This is a genomic window from Enterobacter sp. RHBSTW-00901 (genome assembly GCF_014103115.1).
GTDB classification, from domain to species: Bacteria; Pseudomonadota; Gammaproteobacteria; order Enterobacterales; family Enterobacteriaceae; genus Enterobacter; species Enterobacter cloacae_P.
Map to the genome: position 1 here is coordinate 3,488,659 of NZ_JABXPB010000001.1, position 19,128 is coordinate 3,507,786.

The 19,128-nt window shown below is 57.0% G+C and carries 16 protein-coding genes and 1 pseudogene; 10 read left to right on the forward strand and 7 right to left on the reverse strand.

What is annotated here, in order from left to right:
• Positions 1 to 101 precede the first annotated feature (101 nt).
• The 10 genes from hpaH (at position 102) to yjiA (ending at position 10,996) form a co-directional block, all read left to right on the forward strand.
• Positions 102 to 905, forward strand: a complete 804-nt coding sequence (hpaH, locus tag HV318_RS16815; RefSeq protein ID WP_182273603.1) for a 2-oxo-hept-4-ene-1,7-dioate hydratase — start codon at positions 102 to 104, stop codon at positions 903 to 905.
• 9 nt (positions 906 to 914) lie between these two features.
• Positions 915 to 1,712 (forward strand): 4-hydroxy-2-oxoheptanedioate aldolase, encoded by a 798-nt coding sequence (gene hpaI / locus HV318_RS16820; RefSeq protein WP_182273604.1) that lies wholly within the window; start codon positions 915 to 917, stop codon positions 1,710 to 1,712.
• 21 nt (positions 1,713 to 1,733) lie between these two features.
• A complete protein-coding gene (hpaX, locus tag HV318_RS16825; RefSeq protein ID WP_182273605.1) occupies positions 1,734 to 3,080 on the forward strand; it encodes a 4-hydroxyphenylacetate permease in 1,347 nt (448 codons plus the stop codon).
• A 9-nt stretch (positions 3,081 to 3,089) separates the two neighbouring features.
• A complete protein-coding gene (gene hpaA / locus HV318_RS16830) occupies positions 3,090 to 4,022 on the forward strand; it encodes a 4-hydroxyphenylacetate catabolism regulatory protein HpaA (protein WP_182273606.1) in 933 nt (310 codons plus the stop codon).
• Positions 4,023 to 4,199: 177 nt separating this feature from the next.
• Positions 4,200 to 5,762 carry a 4-hydroxyphenylacetate 3-monooxygenase, oxygenase component gene (hpaB, locus tag HV318_RS16835; protein WP_014168483.1) on the forward strand — a complete coding sequence of 521 codons (1,563 nt, stop codon included), beginning with the start codon at positions 4,200 to 4,202 and terminating at the stop codon, positions 5,760 to 5,762.
• A gap of 17 nt (positions 5,763 to 5,779) precedes the next feature.
• A complete protein-coding gene (locus HV318_RS16840; protein WP_182273607.1) occupies positions 5,780 to 6,292 on the forward strand; it encodes a 4-hydroxyphenylacetate 3-monooxygenase reductase subunit in 513 nt (170 codons plus the stop codon).
• Between the two features lie 180 nt (positions 6,293 to 6,472).
• On the forward strand, positions 6,473 to 7,366 hold the full coding sequence (locus tag HV318_RS16845; protein ID WP_182273608.1) for a helix-turn-helix transcriptional regulator: 894 nt from the start codon (positions 6,473 to 6,475) through the stop codon (positions 7,364 to 7,366).
• A 211-nt stretch (positions 7,367 to 7,577) separates the two neighbouring features.
• Positions 7,578 to 9,731, forward strand: coding sequence for a carbon starvation CstA family protein (locus HV318_RS16850; protein ID WP_182273609.1), 2,154 nt, complete (start codon positions 7,578 to 7,580; stop codon positions 9,729 to 9,731).
• Positions 9,732 to 9,828: 97 nt separating this feature from the next.
• The gene (locus HV318_RS16855; RefSeq protein ID WP_058840493.1) at positions 9,829 to 10,032 is read left to right on the forward strand and encodes a YbdD/YjiX family protein; all 204 of its coding nucleotides are present in this window, start codon (positions 9,829 to 9,831) and stop codon (positions 10,030 to 10,032) included.
• A gap of 10 nt (positions 10,033 to 10,042) precedes the next feature.
• Complete coding sequence (gene yjiA / locus HV318_RS16860) at positions 10,043 to 10,996, forward strand: GTPase (protein ID WP_182273610.1); 954 nt, start codon at positions 10,043 to 10,045, stop codon at positions 10,994 to 10,996.
• Positions 10,997 to 11,050: 54 nt separating this feature from the next.
• Here yjiA and HV318_RS16865 read toward each other — a convergent pair whose 3' ends face one another.
• The 7 genes and pseudogenes from HV318_RS16865 to HV318_RS16895 form a co-directional block, all read right to left on the reverse strand.
• Entirely contained in the window at positions 11,051 to 12,409 is a 1,359-nt protein-coding gene (locus tag HV318_RS16865) for an esterase-like activity of phytase family protein (RefSeq protein WP_182273611.1), read from the reverse strand.
• A 75-nt stretch (positions 12,410 to 12,484) separates the two neighbouring features.
• Positions 12,485 to 13,555, reverse strand: a complete 1,071-nt coding sequence (gene bglB / locus HV318_RS16870; protein ID WP_182273612.1) for a beta-galactosidase BglB — start codon at positions 13,553 to 13,555, stop codon at positions 12,485 to 12,487.
• Positions 13,552 to 14,562 carry a hypothetical protein gene (locus HV318_RS16875; protein WP_182273613.1) on the reverse strand — a complete coding sequence of 337 codons (1,011 nt, stop codon included), beginning with the start codon at positions 14,560 to 14,562 and terminating at the stop codon, positions 13,552 to 13,554. The genes bglB and HV318_RS16875 overlap by 4 nt, the downstream gene beginning before the upstream one ends.
• Before the next feature lie 234 nt (positions 14,563 to 14,796).
• Positions 14,797 to 16,455: pseudogene (locus HV318_RS16880) on the reverse strand (hypothetical protein).
• Between the two features lie 69 nt (positions 16,456 to 16,524).
• Positions 16,525 to 17,592 (reverse strand): DUF2955 domain-containing protein, encoded by a 1,068-nt coding sequence (locus HV318_RS16885; protein ID WP_182273614.1) that lies wholly within the window; start codon positions 17,590 to 17,592, stop codon positions 16,525 to 16,527.
• Positions 17,582 to 18,649: an HlyD family secretion protein gene (locus tag HV318_RS16890; protein ID WP_182274620.1), complete on the reverse strand. Its 1,068-nt coding sequence runs from the start codon at positions 18,647 to 18,649 to the stop codon at positions 17,582 to 17,584. Before HV318_RS16890 ends, HV318_RS16885 begins: the two co-directional genes overlap by 11 nt.
• Positions 18,646 to 19,116, reverse strand: coding sequence for a MarR family winged helix-turn-helix transcriptional regulator (locus HV318_RS16895; protein ID WP_182273615.1), 471 nt, complete (start codon positions 19,114 to 19,116; stop codon positions 18,646 to 18,648). The genes HV318_RS16890 and HV318_RS16895 overlap by 4 nt, the downstream gene beginning before the upstream one ends.
• Positions 19,117 to 19,128 lie beyond the last annotated feature (12 nt).

Consider the following 19,128-nt stretch of genomic DNA (forward strand, 5'->3'; position numbering starts at 1 on the left):
TGGGAGAGGGTTAGGGTGAGGGGAAATCGCTGCGGCCTGATGCCCTCACCCCGGCCCTCTCCCACGGGGAGAGGGAGAAAACCTTACAACAGGATATCGCCATGCTCGATAAACATACCCATACCCTGATCGCTCATCGTCTGCATCAGGCTGAACAGTCCCGGGAGCAGATCCGCCAGATCTCACTCGACTACCCGACGATCACCATCGACGACGCCTACGCCGTACAGCGCGAATGGGTGAGCCTGAAGATCGCCGAAGGCCGGGTGCTGAAAGGCCACAAGATCGGCCTTACCTCCAAAGCGATGCAGGCCAGCTCGCAGATTAGCGAACCGGACTACGGCGCACTGCTGGACGACATGTTCTTCCACGACGGCTGTGACATTCCCGTCGATCGCTTTATCGTCCCGCGCATCGAAGTGGAGCTGGCCTTCGTGCTGGCAAAACCGCTGCGCGGCCCGAACTGCACGATCTTCGACGTTTACAACGCCACCGACTACGTGATCCCGGCTCTGGAGCTGATCGACGCCCGCTGTCACAACATCGACCCGGACACCCAGCGCCCGCGCAAGGTGTTCGACACCATCTCCGATAACGCCGCCAACGCAGGCGTGATCCTCGGCGGCCGCCCGATTAAGCCCGACGCGCTGGATCTGCGCTGGATCTCCGCCCTGCTCTATCGCAACGGCGTGATCGAAGAGACCGGCGTCGCCGCTGGCGTACTCAACCACCCGGCGAACGGTGTGGCATGGCTGGCCAACAAACTCGCACCGTACGACGTACAGCTTGAGCCAGGGCAGGTCATCCTCGGAGGGTCGTTTACCCGTCCGGTCACCGCCAGTAAGGGCGATACCTTCCACGTGGACTACGGCGACATGGGTTCCATCAGCTGCCGCTTTGTCTAGGAGACAACCATGCAAAACGCATTCAAAGCGGCGCTGAAAGCCGGAACACCGCAAATCGGTTTATGGCTGGGACTGACCAGCAGCTACAGCGCTGAACTGCTGGCGGGTGCAGGCTTCCACTGGCTGCTGATCGACGGGGAGCATGCCCCCAACAGCGTGCAAACCGTGTTAACCCAGCTTCAGGCGATTGCGCCGTATGCCAGCCAGCCGGTGGTGCGCCCGTCGTGGAACGACCCGGTACAGATCAAGCAACTGCTGGACGTGGGCGCGCAAACCCTGCTGGTGCCGATGGTGCAAAACGCTGACGAAGCGCGTCTGGCCGTACGTTCCACCCGTTATCCGCCTGCGGGCATTCGCGGTGTGGGCAGTGCTCTGGCGCGTGCATCACGCTGGAACCGCATTCCCGATTACCTGCAACAGGCCAACGACGCCATGTGCGTGCTGGTACAAATTGAAACCCGCGAGGCGCTGAAAAACCTGCCGCAGATCCTGGATGTAGAAGGCGTGGACGGCGTGTTTATCGGCCCGGCGGATCTCAGTGCCGACATGGGCTTTGCCGGTAATCCGCAGCACCCGGAAGTACAGGCCGCCATCGGGCAGGCGATCGTGCAGATTCGTGCTGCGGGCAAAGCGCCCGGCATCCTGATGGCCAATGAGCAGCTGGCAAAACGCTATCTCGAACTCGGCGCGCTGTTTGTCGCCGTCGGCGTGGACACCACCCTGCTCGCCCGCAGCGCCGAAGCGCTGGCGGCACGTTTTATCGATAACCCGGTTACGTCAGTTAATAACAATAAATCCGTCTACTGAATGTAAGATCTGGAGCGCACCATGACGACCTCTACCCTGCAAGATAATAAAGCTGTTGAACATCGCGTTATAAACAAGCTGTTCCGTCGTTTGATCGTGTTTCTCTTTATCCTGTTTGTCTTCTCGTTTCTCGACCGCATCAACATCGGCTTTGCCGGGCTGACGATGGGCAAAGATCTGGGCCTCACCTCCACCATGTTTGGCCTGGCGGCAACGCTGTTTTACGTCACCTACGTGCTGTGCGGTATCCCCAGTAACATCATGCTGGCGAAAATCGGTGCGCGCCGCTGGATCGCCGGGATCATGGTGGTGTGGGGCATTGCCTCCACCTGCACCATGTTCGCCACCAGCCCGCAGACGCTCTACGTTTTACGCATGCTGGTGGGTATTGCGGAGGCGGGCTTCCTGCCGGGGATTTTGGTCTATCTTACCTGGTGGTTCCCGGCCTATCACCGCGCCCGTGCCAACGCGCTGTTTATGATCGCCATGCCGGTGACCATGATGCTCGGCTCGATCCTCTCTGGCTATATTCTGGCGCTGGACGGGCTATGGAATTTGAAAGGCTGGCAGTGGCTGTTTCTGCTGGAAGGGCTGCCCTCCGTGGTGCTCGGCGTGGTGACCTGGTTCTTCCTTAACGACACGCCGGATCAGGCCAGCTGGCTGGATGATGACGAAAAATGGGTGCTGAAAACGATGATCGCCCGCGAGCAGGAAGTCGCCATTGCCCGCTCCGTCACACCACGATCGACGCTGCGCGAAGTGCTGACCCCGGCAGTGCTGCTCTACACCCTGGCCTATTTCTGCCTGACCAACACGCTGAGTGCTATCAACATCTGGACGCCACAGATCCTGCAAAGCTTTAACAGCCACAGCAGCAACATCGTGATCGGCCTGCTGGCGGCGATCCCACAGTTTTGCACCATCCTCGGGATGATCTGGTGGAGTCGCCGCTCCGACAGGCTAAAAGAGCGAAAAAAGCACACCATCTTGCCGTATCTGTTCGCGGCGGCGGGATGGATGCTGGCGTCGGCGACAGACCACAGTCTGATCCAGCTGCTTGGCATCATCATGGCCTCAACCGGATCGTTTACCGCTATGGCGATATTCTGGACGACGCCGGATCAGGTTATTAGCCTGCAGTCCCGGGCGGTCGCGCTGGCGGTGATCAACGCCATCGGTAACGTAGGATCTGCAGTCAGCCCGCTGTTGATAGGCATTTTGCGCGATACGACCGGCAGCTTCAGCTCTGGTCTGTGGTTTGTGGCCGGGCTGCTGGTGGTTGGCGCGCTGGTGTTGACCAGGATCCCGATGACGCAGCGGGAAAGCCTGGAGCATGAACCGGACATCGCCGCGCAGAAGATCCACTGAGGAACGGTTATGTGCCAGAGCCCTGTCGCCAATATCGACATCAGCAAAGAGTACGACGAAAGTCTGGGTACTGACGATGTGCACTACCAGTCGTTCGCCCGCATGGCGGCCTTTTTTGGCCGCGACATGCAGGCGCATCGTCACGACCAGTATTTTCAGATGCACTTTCTCGATACCGGGCAGATTGAGCTGCAGCTCGACGATCACCGCTACTCGGTGCAGGCTCCGCTGTTTGTCTTAACGCCACCGTCGGAACCGCACGCGTTTATCACCGAATCCGACAGTGACGGGCACGTGCTGACGGTGCGCGACGATCTGATCTGGCCGCTGTTAGAGGTGCTCTACCCCGGCACGCGGGAAGCCTTCGGCCTGCCGGGCATCTGCCTGTCACTGGCCGATAAACCCGACGAGCTGGCGGCACTGAAACACTACTGGCAGCTGATTGAGCGCGAATCCACGGAACAGCTGCCCGGGCGCGAGCATACGCTGGCGCTTCTGGCACAGGCAGTTTTTACTCTGCTACTGCGCAACGCGAAGCTCGACGACCACGCCGCAAACGGCATGCGCGGCGAGCTGAAGCTGTTCCAGCGCTTTAACCAGCTGATTGACGTCCATTACCATGAACACTGGACGGTGCCGGATTACGCCAGCGAGCTGCACCTTACCGAATCCCGACTGACCGATATCTGCCGTCGCTTCGCCAACCGGCCGCCAAAACGGTTGATCTTCGACCGGCAGCTGCGTGAAGCCAGGCGGCTGCTGCTGTTTTCCGACAGCCCGGTGAGTGAAATTGCCTGGCAACTGGGGTTTAAAGATCCGGCCTATTTCGCGCGGTTTTTTAATCGTCTGGTAGGGTGCTCGCCAAGCGCGTATCGGGCGCAGAAAGTACCGGTGTCGCCTGTTCCCCTCACCCCTGCCCTCTCCCAAAGGGAGAGGGAGTAACCGTCCCCTCTCCCTTTGGGAGAGGGTTAGGGTGAGGGAAATCACACTCTGCGATCTATCGTGAAAAGTACCCGTCGTTGTCCCAATCGTCCCTTCACCTGCCGCCTCTCTCACGCTTCAATTAAACAACAAAAACAAAACATAAATTTAACAACCCTATTCCGTTACGAGGTCCCTATGAAGCCTGAAGATTTCCGCGCTGATGCCAAACGTCCGTTAACCGGCGAAGAGTATTTAAAAAGCCTGCAGGATGGTCGTGAAATTTATATCTACGGCGAGCGCGTCAAAGACGTCACCACCCATCCGGCGTTTCGCAACGCGGCAGCCTCCATCGCCCAGATGTACGACGCGCTGCACAAACCCGACATGCAGGATACGCTGTGCTGGGGCACTGATACCGGCAGCGGCGGCTACACCCACAAGTTCTTCCGCGTGGCGAAAAGTGCCGACGACCTGCGCCAGCAGCGTGACGCCATCGCCGAGTGGTCACGCCTGAGCTACGGCTGGATGGGCCGCACGCCGGACTACAAAGCAGCGTTTGGCTGCGCGCTGGGAGCCAACCCGGCCTTCTACGGCCAGTTCGAGCAGAACGCCCGCAACTGGTACACCCGCATCCAGGAAACGGGGCTGTACTTCAACCACGCCATCGTTAACCCACCGATTGACCGCCATAAACCGGCGGACGAGGTGAAAGACGTCTACATCAAGCTGGAAAAAGAAACCGATGCCGGGATCATCGTCAGCGGTGCAAAAGTGGTGGCGACCAACTCGGCGCTGACCCACTACAACATGATCGGCTTCGGCTCTGCGCAGGTGATGGGTGAAAACCCGGACTTCGCATTGATGTTCGTCGCACCGATGGATGCCGAAGGGGTGAAGCTCATCTCCCGCGCCTCCTACGAAATGGTGGCTGGCGCAACCGGTTCTCCGTACGACTACCCGCTCTCCAGCCGCTTCGACGAGAACGATGCCATTCTGGTGATGGATCATGTGCTGATCCCGTGGGAAAACGTGCTGATCTACCGCGATTTCGATCGCTGCCGTCGCTGGACGATGGAAGGTGGTTTTGCGCGGATGTACCCGCTGCAGGCCTGCGTGCGTCTGGCAGTCAAACTCGACTTCATCACCGCCCTGCTGAAAAAATCACTGGAATGTACCGGCACCCTGGAGTTCCGCGGCGTACAGGCCGATCTGGGCGAAGTGGTGGCCTGGCGCAATATGTTCTGGGCGCTGAGTGACTCCATGTGCTCCGAAGCTACCCCGTGGGTGAATGGCGCGTATCTGCCGGATCATGCCGCGCTGCAAACCTACCGCGTGATGGCCCCAATGGCCTACGCGAAGATCAAGAACATCATCGAACGTAACGTTACCAGCGGTCTTATCTACCTGCCGTCCAGCGCCCGCGACCTGAACAACCCGCAGATTGACCAGTATCTGGCGAAATACGTGCGTGGCTCCAACGGCATGGATCACGTTGAACGCATCAAGATTTTGAAACTGATGTGGGATGCCATCGGTAGCGAATTTGGCGGTCGTCACGAGCTGTATGAGATCAACTACTCCGGCAGCCAGGATGAAATTCGCCTGCAGTGTCTGCGCCAGGCGCAGAGCTCCGGCAACATGGACAAGATGATGGCGATGGTCGACCGCTGCATGTCCGAGTACGACCAACACGGCTGGACGGTGCCACACCTGCACAACAACAGCGATATCAACATGCTGGATAAGCTGCTGAAATAACGCAGCGGGAGGTTTCAATGCAATCAAATGAACAACGCCTGCGTTTTCGCGATGCGATGGCCAGCCTGTCGGCGGCGGTCAATATTATCACCACTGAGGGCGATGCAGGTCGCTGCGGCATTACCGCCACCGCCGTCTGCCCGGTCACGGACACGCCCCCTTCGTTGATGGTCTGTATTAACGCCAACAGCGCGATGAACCCGGTGTTTCAGGGGAACGGTAAACTGTGCGTCAACGTGCTCAACCATGAGCAGGAGCTCATGGCTCGCCATTTTGCCGGGATGACCGGCATGACGATGGAGGAGCGTTTTAGCCTCTCCTGCTGGCAGAAAGGCCCGCTGACACAACCCGTGCTCAAAGGCGCGCTGGCAAGCCTTGAAGGGGAGATAAGCCAGGTGCAAACCATCGGCACGCATCTGGTTTATCTTGTTGAAATTAAAAACATCATTCTGAGCGAAGAGGGCCACGGCCTGATCTATTTTAAACGCAACTTCCACCCGGTGATGATGGAGTCAGAAGCAACCGTCTGATCTGCCACGCGCTGGCGCACCCCGCAGCCAGCGCGTTTCCCGCAAAAAATACTAAGGTTTCCGCTAAATCACGCCGTTATATAACCATAAGATAAATTTTCTGTGTCTGAATACTGACATTTCCTGTCAGTGCCACCCGCATAATTCAGCGCATATCCCTTAAATAAACAGGAATACCTTATGGCTAATTCGACGCGGAGCCGCTCGGCTGAACGTCTGGTCGATATTCTGGTGGAGCTACATTTAAACGGTGTGGTAAACCGCAGCGCGCTGATGGAAAAATTTAAAATTACCGAGCGTACCGTCTACCGTGATTTAAATGCGCTCTCCCCGATAGTGGAACATACCGGTAATGGGCTATATCGTTTGATCCACACCGCACAATCAACTTATGGACAAGGCCTGCACCACACCATCTCTAACTTCCTGAATGCTGATAATTTTTTCCCGGAAAGACATACAGATTTTTGGCAAAAACTTGAATCCCGCGTTGACGAAAATCATATTCTTATTCTTGGAAATGATGCAGAGCATACCGTACAGCGTGATATTCGCCGCCATTTATCGAAAATTGAGAAATCGATTAAGAATCGTAATGTTTGCCAGATTGTGTATAAAGGCAAAACCCGTCTGATTAATCCATACAAACTCATTAACCAAAAAAATATATGGTATTTACAAGCCACCGAAAATAGCAGGTTGAAATCCTTCTCCCTGAGTCAGATTAGCTGGCTTGATATTCAGAAAAGCACATTTATGCCTGAGGAGCACGTGATTGAGCTACTGGAGAAACGCCTCGATCCGTGGGTGTCTGAGAGTACTTTCGAAGTGAAAGTATTTATCAATCGTAATATTTCGCACTACTTCCAGCGCCGCAATTTACTGCCAGAACAAGAACTACTGGGTGAGGAAAGCGGTGGCGTCACGCTCCGCTGCCTGGCGGCACATGAGAACCAGATCCTGCCGCTGCTTTTCTACTGGCTGCCGAACATTCAGATTTTAGAGCCGGTGTGGCTGAAAGAGAAGTTCGTGAAGACGCTGGAAGCCTATCTGGCACAGGAGTCTGCACCCTAATCAGGTGATCTCAATCACATAATTTCATCCACTGACGGCGGGTCTGAACCACTCGCCGCCACCTTTGACCGCTTACTCATCGCTTTCAACCACTCACCGATTTACCGTCCTTGACACACGCGACACTCTGGCACGATCGCTCCAGCATTAATCAATACCTCCTCAACGAACCCTGACCCTTTTTTCTTCACATAAAAAACCAGGTCTTACTATGGATACTAAAAAACTACTGAAGCACGTGCCCTGGGCATTACTCGGGATCCTCGGCGCTTTCTGTCTGGCGGTTGTCGCATTACGCCGGGGCGAACACGTAAGCGCCCTGTGGATCGTGGTGGCGTCTGTTTCCGTCTATCTTGTGGCTTATCGCTACTACAGCTTGTACATCGCGCAGAAGGTCATGAAACTCGACCCGACGCGTGCTACCCCGGCGGTCATTAACAATGACGGCCTGAACTACGTGCCCACCAACCGCTATGTGCTGTTTGGTCACCACTTTGCCGCGATTGCGGGTGCAGGTCCGCTGGTCGGCCCGGTGCTGGCCGCGCAAATGGGCTATCTGCCAGGTACCCTGTGGCTGCTCGCAGGCGTCGTGCTGGCGGGTGCAGTGCAGGACTTCATGGTGTTGTTTATCTCTTCTCGCCGTAACGGTGCCTCTCTGGGTGAGATGGTCAAAGAAGAGATGGGCCGCGTGCCGGGAACGATCGCCCTGTTCGGCTGCTTCCTGATTATGATCATCATCCTTGCGGTGCTGGCACTGATCGTGGTGAAAGCGCTGGCCGAAAGCCCGTGGGGGGTGTTCACCGTCTGCTCAACCGTGCCAATTGCGCTGTTCATGGGTATCTACATGCGCTTCCTGCGTCCGGGACGCGTGGGCGAAGTGTCGGTGATTGGTATTGTGCTGCTGGTCGCGTCCATTTACTTCGGCGGCGTGATTGCACACGACCCGTACTGGGGTCCGGCGCTGACCTTCAAAGACACCACCATCACCTTCGCACTGGTCGGTTACGCATTTATCTCCGCCCTGCTGCCGGTCTGGCTGATTCTGGCTCCGCGTGACTACCTGGCAACCTTCCTGAAAATCGGCGTTATTGTCGGTCTGGCACTGGGTATCGTGATCCTCAACCCGGATCTGAAAATGCCTGCGGTCACGCAGTATATCGACGGCACCGGTCCACTGTGGAAAGGCGCGCTGTTCCCGTTCCTGTTCATCACCATCGCGTGTGGTGCGGTCTCGGGCTTCCACGCCCTGATCTCCTCCGGTACCACGCCAAAACTGCTGGCGAATGAAAACGACGCACGCCTGATCGGTTACGGCGCAATGCTGATGGAATCCTTCGTAGCGATCATGGCTCTGGTTGCCGCCTCCATCATCGAACCGGGTCTGTACTTCGCGATGAACACCCCACCAGCGGGCCTGGGCATTACCATGCCAAACCTGCATGAGATGGGCGGTGACAACGCGGCAATGATCATGGCGCAGCTTAAAGATGCCAGCGCCCATGCGGCGGCGACCGTCAGCTCCTGGGGCTTTGTGATCTCGCCTGAGCAGATCATGCAGACCGCAAAAGACATTGGCGAACCGTCCGTACTAAACCGTGCCGGTGGCGCACCAACGCTGGCCGTCGGTATCGCACACGTGTTCCACAAAGTGCTGCCGTGGGCGGACATGGGCTTCTGGTACCACTTCGGTATTCTGTTCGAAGCACTGTTCATCCTGACCGCGCTGGATGCCGGTACCCGTGCAGGCCGCTTCATGCTGCAGGACTTGCTCGGTAACTTCGTACCGTTCCTGAAGAAAACCGACTCTCTGGTCGCGGGCGTGCTGGGTACGGCGGGCTGCGTAGGCCTGTGGGGTTACCTGCTGTATCAGGGCGTTGTCGACCCGCTGGGCGGCGTGAAGAGCCTGTGGCCACTGTTCGGTATCTCTAACCAGATGCTGGCAGCCGTTGCTCTGGTGCTCGGTACCGTAGTCCTGGTGAAAATGAAACGCACCAAATACATCTGGGTGACCGTGGTTCCTGCGATGTGGCTGCTGCTCTGCACCACCTGGGCACTGGGTCTGAAACTGTTCAGCACCAACCCACAGCTGGAAGGCTTCTTCTTCATGGCTAACCAGTACAAAGAGAAGATTGCCGCAGGCAGCGGTGACCTGACCGCGCAGCAGATTGCCAACATGAACCATATCGTGGTGAACAACTACACCAACGCGGGTCTGAGCATTCTGTTCCTGGTGGTGGTGTACAGCATCATCTTCTACGGCATCAAAACCTGGATGAAAGTGCGTAACGCTGAAGGTCGTACGGATAAAGAGACTCCGTATGTACCGGTTCCGGAAGGCGGCGTGAAGACCTCTTCACACCACTAAAAATAACGGCGGGTAGCGCTACGCTGACCCGCCCTACAACGGTACAGTAGGCCCGGTAAGCGTAGCGCCACCGGGCTTTTTCTGTCTGGAACGTACAATGTTTGGTAACTTAGGCGAAGCAAAAAAATACCTCGGTCAGGCGGCGAAAATGCTGATTGGCATTCCGGACTATGACAACTACGTTGAGCATATGAAGACCAACCATCCGGATAAGCCGTACATGACCTACACCGAATTCTTCCGTGAGCGCCAGGAAGCGCGCTACGGCGGAAGTGGAGAAGGCGGCATCCGTTGCTGCTAAAGGAGAGATCATGACCCCGATTACCGTCACCCTGTTGACCGGTTTCCTCGGCGCAGGCAAAACCACCCTGCTGCGCCACATTCTGAATGCGCAGCATGGCTTCAAAATCGCCGTCATTGAAAACGAGTTCGGCGAAGTCCCGGTGGACGATCAGCTGATTGGCGACCGCGCCACGCAGATCAAAACCCTGACCAACGGCTGCATCTGCTGCACCCGTTCTAACGAATTAGAAGATGCCCTGCTCGACCTGCTCGACAGCCGCGATCGCGGTGATATCGACTTTGACCGCCTGGTGATTGAATGCACCGGCATGGCCGACCCGGGCCCGATTATTCAGACCTTTTTCTCCCATGACATCCTCTGCCAGCGCTATCTGCTGGACGGTGTGATTGCCCTGGTCGATGCGGTTCACGCCGACGAGCAGATGAACCAGTTCACTATCGCCCAGTCACAGGTGGGTTACGCCGACCGCATTCTGCTGACCAAAACCGACGTGGCAGGTGCCAGCGAAAAACTGCGCGAACGTCTGACGCGCATTAATTCACGCGCCCCGATTTACACCGTCACGCACGGCGATATTGACCTGTCTCAGCTGTTTAACACCAACGGCTTTATGCTGGAAGAGAACGTCACCTCAAAACCGCGCTTCCACTTTATGGCGGATAAACAAAACGATGTGTCGTCGATTGTGGTCGAACTGGATTACCCGGTGGATATCAGCGACGTCTCCCGCGTAATGGAAAACCTGCTGCTGTCGTTTGCTGACAAACTGCTGCGCTACAAAGGGATGTTGTGGATCAACAGTGAACCGAACCGCCTGCTGTTCCAGGGCGTGCAGCGTCTGTACAGCGCCGACTGGGACAGACCGTGGGGAGAGGAAACGCCGCGCAGTGTAATGGTGTTTATTGGTATGCAACTGCCGGAAGAAGAGATCCGGGCAGAGTTTGCGGGGCTGAAAAAATAACCGCCCCGCGCTCCCTCTCCCCTTTGGGGAGAGGGTTAGAGTGAGGGTCAGTCCTTACTTCAACGCTTCCGGCAGCGTCACAATCCACAGTTCACTGTCTGACTCCGGCTTCTTCAGCGGCTTCACGCTGAGCGTGGTGGTCACCGGTTTGTCATCCAGCGTGAGAGCCCCCTGGGTATTCACCCGATAATCCTTGAGCTTCTTACCTTCGACCGGGTTTTGCATCGCAACCTTCACGCCAAAGTCGTTATCGTTCGCCACCGCCAGCGTTTTATTGTCAATCAGCGCCAGCCCTTCGGCCTTCTCCTGTTGCCAGCCCAGCGCGCGCAAATCGGTCACCCGCGTTTTACCCGCAAGCGTAATACCGCGCTTCGCCAGCGTCTTCTCATCATCAAATTCCGGGTACTCATCCGGCTTATCGAAAGCGGCTAAATCGCTCGCCTTGCTGAGATCGACCTTGTAGATGAGGTTACGCATCTCTTCATTTTTACCCTCACCTTGCTCAATCAGCAGGATGTGCTGGTTATCAAGCGCCACGATATCGCCGATTTTGGCATCACTGTTTTTGCTGTAGGCCGCACTGTCTATGGGATAGCCGTACATCGCAGTTTTTCCGGTTGCCGGGTCGAAGCTCACCAGACGCGTAAACAGCGCCTGTTTTTTACTCTTACCGTCGATATCCAGCGTGCTTTGTACTGCGGCAATAATACGCCCGTCCGGCATACGGGTGAGGCCTTCAAAGCCCCGGTTAGGTTGACGCCATTTGATAATATTGGGCAAACCACCCGCGACAGATTTTTCCCCCTCCGCCGCCTGCGGCCCGTGGACGGTCAGGATTTTACCTTTGCTGTCGACGTTAATCAGAAACGGGCCATACTCGTCACACAGCCAGTAACCGCCTTTCCCATCCGGCGTAATCCCTTCCGTATCCAGCCCGCGATTGTCGCCCTTCAGCACCTTTAACGTGTCGCTGAACGCCACTTCATTGGTGGAGCCAATCACGCCGCTTTGCAGCGGCAGCCCGTTAATTTCACCTTTATCGTCATGCAGAGGACGGGCATCAATGGCCTCTGCTTTGCCGTTCTGTACGCGAATTGTCATCAGAAGCGGTGCGAAATCCGGTGTCACAAAGATTTTGGCTTCGTTTTTACCCACCTTTGGCGAATCCGCATTCGGGCCGCGATCGGTGACGGTGACAAAGGTCAGGGCATCACCCTGTTTGCCCGTAAACAGCAGGCCGGAACCAATACCAACGGGGAGTCCATTCGGGAACGCACTGGCAAACGCACCGCTGTATTTCACGTGTGTACCTTCGGGAAAACTCACGATATAGCGTTCGGCAGTGGGCTGCGCCGCCAGGGCAGAGGAAGAGAGAACACAACCGATAAATGCGGGAATAATTTTTCTTTTCATAGTGTTAGCATCCATAAAGGGAAGCTAACACCGTAAAGAATAAACGTGTCAGGAAAATGACATTGGATGGAAACATTACCGCTCCCGATGGTGCTGCATCTCCAGTAGCAGCAGCATGGTCAGCGCCTGTGCATAAGGCACGGGTGCAACCGCGATATCGCAGTAATACTGGATATCCCAGCCGAGCATGGTACCGCGCGACGCCTCAAGCACCAGCCCGTCGTCGTCGATACGCGCCATCACGGCGTCGCAGGCGCGCAAAGCATGTGCTCTCACGTCATCGTTCAGGATCCCCATACGCACACCGCGCAGCATTCCATAAGCAATACCGGCTGTTGCTGAAGATTCCTGCGGAGACAACGGGTCGTCGAGCACCGTGTGCCACATGCCGTTCTCCGCCTGCAGTTCGCACAGCGCGCGCACCTGGCGCGCCACAACCTGCGACAGATAACGGCGTACGCTCACGTCAAGATGCTCACCCATCAGTTCAATAAATTCAGGTATGGCAACGGTGATCCACGCGTTCCCGCGCGCCCAGAATACGCCAGCAAAATGGTGCTTATCGATAAACGTCCAGCCGTGATACCACAGACCGCTGACGGGGTCGCTCAGGTAACGGGTGTGCAGCAAAAACTGGTATCCCGCTTCGTCGATGAGCTGCCGGCGTTCAAGCACAACCCCCGCCACGCCGAGGAACAGACACGTCATAAACAGCGTATCGTCCCACAGTTGCCCGGTGTTGGACTGCTCCTTCACCACATGCTGGAAACCGCCCTCTTCGGTTTTCGGTAACTCACGCAGCAACGCATCGGCCCAGTCGTTGACCACGGCGAGCAGATCCTGACGCTGATGGTGCCCGGCCACCAGCGCCAGCGCGATCATCGGCGCAGTGGTATTGATCTGCACCTCCGGCAGACCTTTGCCAATCTGCGCGTCATACCACGCGAGAATGGCACGTTGTAGCGCCGTATCGTTGCGGAAATCAGCAAAGCGCCAGTAACCGTACAGCCCCACGCCCACCTCCCATTCCCACTCCTCGAAATGAATGGTAAATCCGTCCCCCGCGCCCACTTCATCGAGATTTTTCAGGCGACAAAAACCACGTACCACGCGCTCCAGGGTGTTCATTAGCGGCTCGTTGTTCATGCTTTGCCTCCCTTCATCCGCATCTCGCCAAGCCGCCGTTGCCGATCTCCGGTACGTGAAGAGGCAATAAAAAGCGCCTCCGGGAACAGCTGTCCGGCAAGATGCTGGGCGGTATGAAACGCAGCAGCATGGCCTGGGTCCCAAAAATCCATCACATCGCAACCCCGTTCGTCGTGCCAGTAGCGATACCCCAGAATGGCCGATTTCACCCTTCGCCACAGCGGTTCAGGGAAACAGGCATTCCGGTGCGCCTGCCAGAGCCGCAGCAGCGTCAGCAGGGAAAACACAGATCCTTCCTCACGTGCGCTCACCCGTTTGAGCAGCCCATACAGCAGGGCATCTGCCTCCGGGCCATATTCACGCTGCGCCATCAGCGTCAGCAGGCGCTCCGCGTCAGGCTCCGGCGGCACAGATCTTTGGGGAAGTGCCTCACCCTCATGCCACACAACACCCAGCGGCGGTTCACCGAGATAGACCATTTTCAGCGCACAGAGGGTATCGCGCTCAAACAATTGGTCGAGATGGAGAAGCACGCGGTTTTCGCCCTGGCAAAACGGGAGGCTGACATCCAGAAACTGCATTTCGTTACGGGTAAAGGGTGTAAAGCAGGCCGCCAGTGTACCGGAGCACCACAGACGCACGCCGCCGCAGGTACCGAGACGAAATGCATATTCCCCGCCATGTGGCGCGATAACATCGACCGCCAGCCAGCGCTGAACATGAAACGGTAAAGGGCAAAACGCGGAGAAAGAGACAACGCCGTCTGCATCGCTCGCCGCAATATGATCCAGCGGCCACGCCTGCAACGGGTCGATGCCCCGCCCGGCATAGCGGTGCTGGAATATGCGGCGGCAAAACGACATATCCTGTGCCCTGCGGGCATGGCGGATACGTTCGTCAAACACTTCCCCGGTATAAAATTCCGCAAAACGTTCTTCTTTTGCGGCAGATACGCGAAAACGCGTCAGCGCCCCGCCCTGCGTCAGTTGCCTTTCACCCTGGAACATCGCTTCCTCATCTCACGAATCCATACAAAACACGGATATTTTCAGAGAACGGGATAAACAGAACGAGGGAACATCACCGACGAATATCAGGTTCTGCCTGGTCAATCACAAAGCCGCCAGGCACCGGGGGAACAGCGTGACAGGTATCACACCTGACGGATGGCAGAAAAATCGTGATGCGACAAACGTCACACAAACTCCCCAGTCCGGGATTTTTATGTGATGCCCGTCGACTTACTTAAGCCCTTTCAGCTCCTCGCCCAGGCTATCGGCCAGGGCGCGAACGCGGGATGCATCAAACAAGACGTGTAAGCCGGGGGAGGCATCAGCGTGCTTTGCGCAGTAGTCGTCCATCTCGGCGGCGCTGCGGTACAGCTCCTGAATGTTGATCTGACAAATTTCCCGCATGCTCCAGCTGTTCTCCACTTCACGGGCAAAACGCAGGGTAAAGAAGGCTTTCTGCGCATGTAAAAACAGGAGGCAGTAGAGTGAAAAACCCTGCCACTCCTCCAGTCAGCGCTGTTTGAGCGCCCACGGGAATGCCGCTGTGTCGGCAAAACGCAGCGCCTGTTCACGCAATTCAGCAGACGCCGCCCCCGCATCGTCCTTCTCTTTAGCGATCCGCGAAAGGGAACTGGCAGACGCCTCAACGTCGTGGGCGCTGAAAAAGACCTCGCGCTCCGAACCAGGCAGCCAGTGGTTGCGGTTAAGCTGCCCGAACAGGCTCCACACCGCCTGACCGTAGCTTTCGGGTACCTGGCTGTGACGATGAAAAACGTGATCGCGCACGTAGATAGCCTGGTAAAGCACCTGTCCGGCTCGCTCCAGCAACGCCTGGAACGTCTCAAAAGTCTGCGCATCTGGCCGCCAGCCGTAGCGCTCATCCAGCCAGTGAGTCAGCAGCTGCGCCTGCGTCTGGTGCGTGTCATCACTCGCCAGCATGCGGCTACAGGCCACCAGATTGCATTCACTCAGGGTGCCGATGATCCAGTGGTTATCGACCCCTTCCCAGCTGGCTTTGCACACTGCACCGCGGATCGCCGGGTTGCTGCGACACCACAACAGCCGCCCCTGCAGTTCGTCAATACGCGGGAACGGAAACACGCCCCAGCCCACCTCTTCTCCTACCAGATCGATCTCCGCCCACACTTCACGTTCCTGTACCGCCAGCAGCGCCGGGTTATTCGGGAACGACGGCCAGAACCGTTCAGGCGTCAGCTTGATGGAGACGCTCACGCTTTCCGGCAGCGGGTGAATAGCATCCAGCACGTTAGCCACATCATGATTCCCCGCCGGGAAAACGCGCAGCACCAGGTGTTTATTTTCGTGCTGCATGGCGCGAGACAGGGCGTTAAAACAGCGGCTGTAGAGCGCTAAACTGCGCTCATCATGCTGCGGCGCTTCCGCGCTTAGCTCCCAGTTCGGACGGGAAACAGGCAGCAGGCCGTCCGTATTGGAGATGGCCACCAGCAGGCCATGCAGCGCGGGAATACGCTGGCAAATGAGTGAAACTTTCTCGGCCAGATACCCGCTCCAGAAATCCACGTCAAAGCGCACACCGTGCCCTGGCTCAAACAGATGAGGGTGCGCGAGCAGCAGATCGGTCGGGAAGTTGAACTCTTTCGCCTGCAGGTAAAAACGCAGTCCCTTTTGCTGACACAAAAGACCGAGGCGGTTGAGATACACGCAGCGGGCGCGCTGCTGGCTGGAAAGGCGGTCATTGTACTGATGCGGCGTGTAGCCTTTGGGAGAGACAAGTTTGTCGAACAGATCCACCTGCCCGACAATCACGGTATTGAACGCATGTGCGACGGCGTATTCCACCAGCTCACAGGCCTTTTCCCAGTTCCAGTAAGCCTGATTATTTAACTCCAGCGCGCGCGTCTGCCACATTCATTCGTTCCTTTTGTCGCCCGGTTGACCGGCCAACAGTGATATCACAGAACGACAAAAAGAGATGTGTCACGTGTTACGGATCACGTAGCGCGTCGCCTCAAAGCGATTGAGGATCAGATGCACCAGAAAGACCATCGTCAGCGTCGCCACCAGCGCGAAGGTCACGGAGGTGATGCGGTACAGATCGCTGAACACCAGATCGCTGTCCGGGTGCATGTTCTGCCCGAACATAATGCCGATGGTGGTAATGCTGGCAAAACCCACGCCTGCCCCAACCTTCTCCATCACGTGCAAGCGTGCGCCAAACGCCAGCCCCATGCCGATAAGCGGCATCATCAGCAACATGTGGCTGCTGTGATCGTAGAGGATGAGCTGCACAACAAGAATATACAGGCAGCCCAGCACCACGCCAACCACGCGCCAGATCGAGCTGATTACCGCGCCACGGTAGTGCATCGGGAACAGGATCAAAATCCCCGCCATCAGTGCTGAAAGAGAGTCGCTCAAATCGCTGAGCTGGAAGACCACAAAAATCAGCGTGGCGACGGTGCCGGAGAGCAATGACTCATGGCGTACGCGGGCGTCATCTTTCTCTATCAGCGGCGGCGGGTTGCGCGGCTCAACGTCCGGCAGCAGGTAGTTCATCAGCGCGCTCAGGCACACGGCCATCACGCTCGCTTCGAGGTTGGAAAACAGCAACGTGTGCCAGTGAGTGGTGGGGTAACTCATAAAGTTGAGCATCACGCTCTGGCACACCACGCCCATCGAACCGAACAGGAACAGCGGCCCCTTGCTCATAAAGCGAAAACGCATCACGTACAGGGCAAATACCACCAGCGTCATGATCAGTGGCCATTGCGACAGATAGCCGATGATCATCACCATTTCGACGCAGTTCAGCAATGCACTGAAGATAAACTGCTTCGCTACATGGCGATTAAACACCGGTACCAGCGACAACAGCATGATGGGGTACACCACATAAAACACGCCGTAGCGGGTGTTGTAAAAACTCGAGATGCTGAGCGCAATCATCCCGGCAAAGACGATGCGCAGGGTCTGGCGAAAGTCGTTTGCCGTGTAGACGATGTTGCCGTGCGGGGTAAACACCCGCGCCAGAGTGCTAATAGACATAATGCAGCAGGCTCACCAGATGGATTTGCATCCCGGAGAAAAAGCGCGCAAACGCCCCTTCGCTGTTGTAGAGCTGCACGGTGGCACGTGCGCCTGTTGGCAGGTGTTTCGGCAGCGCCTCATCCACCGCCACGTGAATACGCATGCGCTGAGCATCACGCACCCAGCGGCTGGAGGTTTCTGGTTCAGACAGTTCACCGTTAACGGCCTCCTGCCCTGCGAGGATCCCCGCGTCGCTGCTGGTCACATGGGCGTGGAACACCTGCCCCGGGAAGGCATCAAACACCACGGCGGCATCGGTCCCCTCGCGGGTATGGCGCAGACTCTTCTCACGAAAATCTGCCACAATATCGGTCTGGTTGTTCACCAGCGCCAGCGAGGCCGAACCGGAGGAGGCGTAAAATCCAGGACTGAGCTGCAGGTTACTGACCGTACCGTCCGCTTGCGCGTAGACCTTCGTCCAGCCGAGGTTCAGCTCGGCTTCATCCAGCGCATTACGGTATTTTTGCAGCGTAACGTTGCGGTGTTCATCCCGCTCGCCGCGCTGGATACGCAGGTTATGAATGTTCGCCTGAATCGAGCTGACGGACTGCTCGCTGCTCTGCCATGTAGTGCGAACTTTATCCAGATCCGCCTGCGAGACGTTTTGCAGGGTGCTCAGCTTCTGGTAGCGGTCAAAGGTCACTTTATCGTTACGCGCCGTCAGTAGCGCCGTTTGCAGGCTGGCCTGTGCGGCGGTAATTTGTGCATCCAGCTGGGCATTGGAAAGACGCGCCTGCGCCAGCGCAATTTGTGCCGCTTCAACCTTGTTGCGAAACGGCGTGTCATCCAGCTCAAACAGCAGATCGCCTTTCTTCACCAGGCTGTTGTTGTGCACATGGACTGCCGCGACATAGCCGGAGACGCGCGCCGATACCGGTGTCACCACGCGCATCACGGTGGAGTCCGGCGTCAGCGGGATCCAGATATCCGCGACGATAAAGTAAACAAACATCAGCAGGAAAGAGGCAATACTCACCCTTACCCAGCGGGCAAACTTTTGTTCAGGAGTCATTATTTTTCGGTCTTGTTATCTTCTTCGCGGATAGTCCGCAAATTGCAGGCAAATTGTTGTAATGTGGCGCTAAAAGCCGCCATCTGTTCCGGCGCGATATTGTGCGATACACGCGCCTGATATGTCTCAATCACCCGGGTAAGCCGTTGCAGGATGGCGTTACCTTCAGGCGTCAGCGTCAACAGCCGGATGCGTTTGTCATAGGGCGATACGGTGCGTAGCAGGTAGCCCCGCGTCTCCAGCAGTGTGAGGGTGCGCATCAGCGGCGGCAGTTCAATGCCCTGCACTTCCGCCAGCTCGCTCACCGAGACGTTATCCCCGAGTTGTTGCAGCTGAACCATCACCGTCCAGCTCGACTGGGTCAACCCGGTATCGAGAATGGCATCGTCGATAACAGCACGCCACTGGCGCACGATCATCGCCATCTGCATACCCATCGGCCTGCGGCTAAACAGTTCGTCTTCACTCATGGGGGAACCCTC